The 4,110-nt window shown below is 72.2% G+C and carries 4 protein-coding genes and 1 pseudogene; 3 read left to right on the forward strand and 2 right to left on the reverse strand.

Annotated features, from left to right (window positions below):
* Positions 1-146: pseudogene (locus ACFRMQ_RS38895) on the reverse strand (electron transfer flavoprotein subunit beta); the annotation flags it as partial.
* Positions 147-422: 276 nt separating this feature from the next.
* The gene (locus ACFRMQ_RS38900; protein WP_380735623.1) at positions 423-755 is read right to left on the reverse strand and encodes a thioredoxin family protein; all 333 of its coding nucleotides are present in this window, start codon (positions 753-755) and stop codon (positions 423-425) included.
* Between the two features lie 247 nt (positions 756-1,002).
* On the opposite strand from ACFRMQ_RS38900, the gene ACFRMQ_RS38905 reads away from it, so the two are divergent.
* The 3 genes from ACFRMQ_RS38905 to ACFRMQ_RS38915 all read left to right on the forward strand — a co-directional run bounded on the left by ACFRMQ_RS38905 (position 1,003) and on the right by ACFRMQ_RS38915 (position 4,002).
* On the forward strand, positions 1,003-1,428 hold the full coding sequence (locus ACFRMQ_RS38905) for a DUF4395 domain-containing protein (protein ID WP_380735620.1): 426 nt from the start codon (positions 1,003-1,005) through the stop codon (positions 1,426-1,428).
* Positions 1,429-1,699: 271 nt separating this feature from the next.
* A complete protein-coding gene (locus ACFRMQ_RS38910) occupies positions 1,700-2,470 on the forward strand; it encodes a lysophospholipid acyltransferase family protein (RefSeq protein WP_380735621.1) in 771 nt (256 codons plus the stop codon).
* A gap of 194 nt (positions 2,471-2,664) precedes the next feature.
* Positions 2,665-4,002: a TolB family protein gene (locus tag ACFRMQ_RS38915; RefSeq protein WP_380735622.1), complete on the forward strand. Its 1,338-nt coding sequence runs from the start codon at positions 2,665-2,667 to the stop codon at positions 4,000-4,002.
* Positions 4,003-4,110: the final 108 nt, after the last annotated feature.

A 4,110-nucleotide genomic window follows, 5' to 3' on the forward strand; every position in this document is an offset into this window, starting at 1 on the left:
CGCAGCGCCTGCTCCACGCCGTACTCGTCCAGCTCCGACAGGAGGCCGTCCACACCCTCCCGGTCAGTGGTGTGATCGTCCGCGAAACGACGGTCTCCCGTCGCGTCCGGCACGTACTTCACACAGACAACGATCCTCAAGCTCACGGCCTTGTCTCCTGTACTGGTCTCGTCCGGCGGCTGCGGCGGTGCGAGCGGGCGCGAACACGGCACGCACCCGCCCCGGGCAGCGGGTTCCCGTGCCGGTCCGGAACTTCCTGGCAGCATACTCGCCGGTAGCGCAGTGGTCACTACTGGCCAGTAGCTTATGCCGGGCGGCTGCTCCCGCCGCCTGTGCCCATCCTGCCCCAGCCGGGGGCCGACTCCACCCGGCGGGGCGGAACAGGGACGGAACAACCGGTGGAACGCGTCCGGCCGGACACCTCAGATCGCGTGGCCCAGCGCCGCGATCACGTCCACCGTGCGCGGCTGACCCGCCGCCCGGCGCACCACCCGGCCGTCCCCGTCCAGCACCAGGACGGTCGGCGTCCGCCGGACCTCCAGCCGGCGGACCAGCTCCAGCCGCTCCTCGGCGTCCACCTCGACGTGCTCGACCCCGTCGACCATCCCGGCCACCTCGGAGAGCACCCGCCGGGTGGCCCGACACGGCTGGCAGAAAGCCGTCGAGAACTGCACCAGCGTCGCCCGCGCTCCGAGCGCCCCGCCCAGTTCCGCCTCCGACAGCCGCACTGCCCCGTCCTCGGTGCTCACCCTCAGCCTCCTGCCGTTCCCGACCCGACCACCCCGGCCCGGCCGTCCCTCCAGTCTGCGGCAGCGCCGGCCGACGCCGAAAGCCGGTCGACCACCGGGACCCGGCCACGTACGATCGGCCGATGGACTCCGATCCGCACCCGACACCGCCGCCGACCTCCCGCCGAGCCACAGGCCAGGTCCGGGCCACCGTCCGCCGAAGGCGCTGAAGCCCCGCCGCTGCCGCCGCCCGTCGCGACCCCCGGAGCCCCCTTTGCAGACCGACCCCCGCGGCCCCCGTCTGGCCGCCGCCCTCAGCTCGGTCCTCCTGGTCCTCGCCCTCCACACCGGCAGCCGCCCCCTGTTGGCCACCCAGGCACTGGTCTTCGCGCTCGGCGCGTTCGGCGGCCTACGCCTGGCCCCCTACGTCCGGCTCTTCCAGGCCCTCGTCCTCCCCCGGCTCGCGCCGCCCTCGGAGACCGCCGACGAACGAACCCTCCGCTTCGACCAGGGCATCTGCATGGTGTTCACCGCGGTCGGCGCCCTCGCCTACTACAGCGGTGTGATCTGGCTCGGCCTGCTGGCCGGCCTGACCGCGTTCACCGCCGCCTTCGTCAACGCGGCGTTCGGCTACTGCGTGGGCTGCGAGCTCTACCCCGTGCTCCGGCGCGCCCAGGGCCGCCTCACCACCGGTACCTGACCCTCCGGCCCGCACGCCCGACCCACCCGCCCGGCCCCGAACCCGTTGTCGCGGGGAACGGAAAAGTTCCCATCCGAACTCATCACGGAGATCACACCGGCAAAAATCCCTTGACCGCACGCCTCAGGTGACAGCAGGCACTCGTTCGGGGGATCATCTCCGTGTATCACCCGTGACCGCCGCGGAGTGCCGTGCTCCGGTCGGCACCGCCCGCGCAACGGCGCGGGTACCCGCCGAACCGGGCTCCGGCCCGTGGAAGTCAGGACTGACCGTGGCAGAGTTCGTGTACCCACCGGTGATCGGCGCCGCACTCACCGCCTTCCGCGCGCTCGACGTGCGGATCAAGATCATCGGCGCCGAACACATCCCCGCCAGGGGGGGAGCGGTGCTGGTCAGCAATCACATCAGCTACCTGGACTTCCTCTTCGCGGGCCTCGGCGCGTACCGCGGCGGCAAGCGCAAGACCCGCTTCATGGCCAAGGACGACGTCTTCAAGCACCGGATCTCGGGCCCGCTGATGCGCGGCATGAAGCACATCCCGGTGGACCGCACCGACGGCCAGCCCGCGTACGAGGCCGCCGTGCGCGCCCTCAAGGCCGGCGAGGTCGTCGGGGTGTTCCCCGAGGCGACCATCAGCCGCTCGTTCATGCTGAAGAAGTTCAAGACCGGCGCCGCCCGGATGGCCGCCGACTCCGGCACCCCGCTGCTGCCCGTCGTGCTCTGGGGCACCCAGCAGCTCTGGACGAAGGGCCGCCCGAAGTCCCTCACCAAGCGGCACGTCCCGGTCACCATCATGATCGGCGAACCGATTCACCTCGGACCGGGCGACAAGCCCGTGATGGTCACCCGGCGACTGCGCGCCGCCATGACCGAGATGCTCGACCGGGCCCAGCGGGAGTACCCCGGCAAGCCCTCCGGACCGGACGACACCTGGTGGCTGCCCGCCCAGCTCGGCGGCACCGCCCCCACCCTGGAGGTCGCCGAGGCCGAGGACGAGGCGGAGGCCCTCGCCAGGGCCGAGCGCCGCGCCGCCCGGGGCTGACCCCCCGGCTCCCCATACCTGCTTCCTCCGCTTTCCGCACCTACTCCGTGCGATCGAGTGAGCGCGCTGCGTCGCGTGTCGCCCGGCCGTCGGCGCTCGCCTTCTGACACAGTGACAGCTCCTTTCAGGGGCCTTCGTCCTGAATCCTCGGCGGGGGCCACACGTCGGAGCGGTCGAAAGGCTCGGAGGCGGAGATGGCACGGATCACCGGCACACGGCAGTCACCCAAGGGCAGGGCCCGCACCCGCGCGAGCGCCGGTGCGGGCCTCCTCCTTCTCGGCACCCTGCTCACCGGCTGCGGGGCCGAACCCGGGGAGATCCCCCTCTCGGAGATCCGGCCGGACAGCCCCGCCACCACCCCCGATCCGGCCTCGGCCACCCCCGGGGTAGTCGGCGCGGCCGCCGGAGCCCCCGCGGCCACCGCGCACAACGGTCTGATCGTCAGCCGCGCCTACACCGACCCCTCCCGCACGACCAGCGCGATCGTCACCCTCCTCCCCGACGGCACCGGCCAGCACCAGGTCACCCAGCCGCCGGCCCGGGCCCGCGACGACCGCCCCGACTGGTCCCCCGACGGCTCCACCATCGCCTTCGACCGCACCGACCCGCAGACCGGCAGCGCCCGGCTCTGGACCGTACCCACTGGCGGCGGCACCGAGCACCAGGTCGACCGGCTCTGCGACGGCGGCACCACCGACTGCGCGAACGAGGACGAACGCTCCCCCGCGTTCTCACCGGACGGCAGGCAGATCGCCTTCAGCCGCTCCTGGGGAACCCTGGACCCGTCCGGCAACCACCAGATCCAGTACTCGGACCTCTACCTGATGAGCCCCACGGGCAGCGACGTCCAACGGCTCACCTTCCTCACCAACGACAAGCCCTACTCCGGCGCGGTCAGCAACCCCAGCTGGTCTCCCGACGGAAAGCAGCTGACCTTCGAGTACCGCACCAGCGCGACCGGACAGCCCGCCAACAGCCGCGCCATCTACCTCGTCAGCGCGGACGGCACTGGGCTTCGCCAGCTCACCCCCTGGGAGCTGCGCGCCGGCGATCGCGCGAACTGGTCACCCGACGGCACCCAGATCCTCTTCACCACCTACCCGGCCGGCCCCGACAACGCCGCCGGCGGCGGCATCTACACCGTCCACCCCGACGGCAGCACCATCGGCGCCCTCACCCCCGCCCCCTCGGACGCCTTCTACGGCACGGCCGCCTACTCGCCCGACGGCAAGTCCATCGTCTTCGCCCAGGCCCCCGCGGGCTCCGGCGCCGACCTCTACAGCATGCGGCCGGACGGTACGGGCGTCGCCCGCCTCACCAACAGTGCGGACAAGTGGCTCACCCGGCCGGCCTGGGGAACCGCGGAGCCTCAGGCCGATCCGGCCACTCCAGCCCCCTCGGTTGCTTCGGCTGCTCCCGGCGCCCCGGCCGCTTCCGCTGCTCCGAGCCAGACGCCGGCTCAGGCCCAGGGACAAGCACCGGCCCAACGGCCACAAGCCGACTCCGAATCCGAGTCGGAGTCCGACGAATAGGTCACCAGGCCCTGGAAACGCGAAGAACCCCCATCCGGAAACCGGATGGGGGTTCATTCACAATAATTGTTCGGCGGCGTCCTACTCTCCCACAGGGTCCCCCCTGCA

Source organism: Kitasatospora sp. NPDC056783, from assembly GCF_042789895.1.
In the GTDB taxonomy this organism is placed as follows: Bacteria; Actinomycetota; Actinomycetes; order Streptomycetales; family Streptomycetaceae; genus Kitasatospora.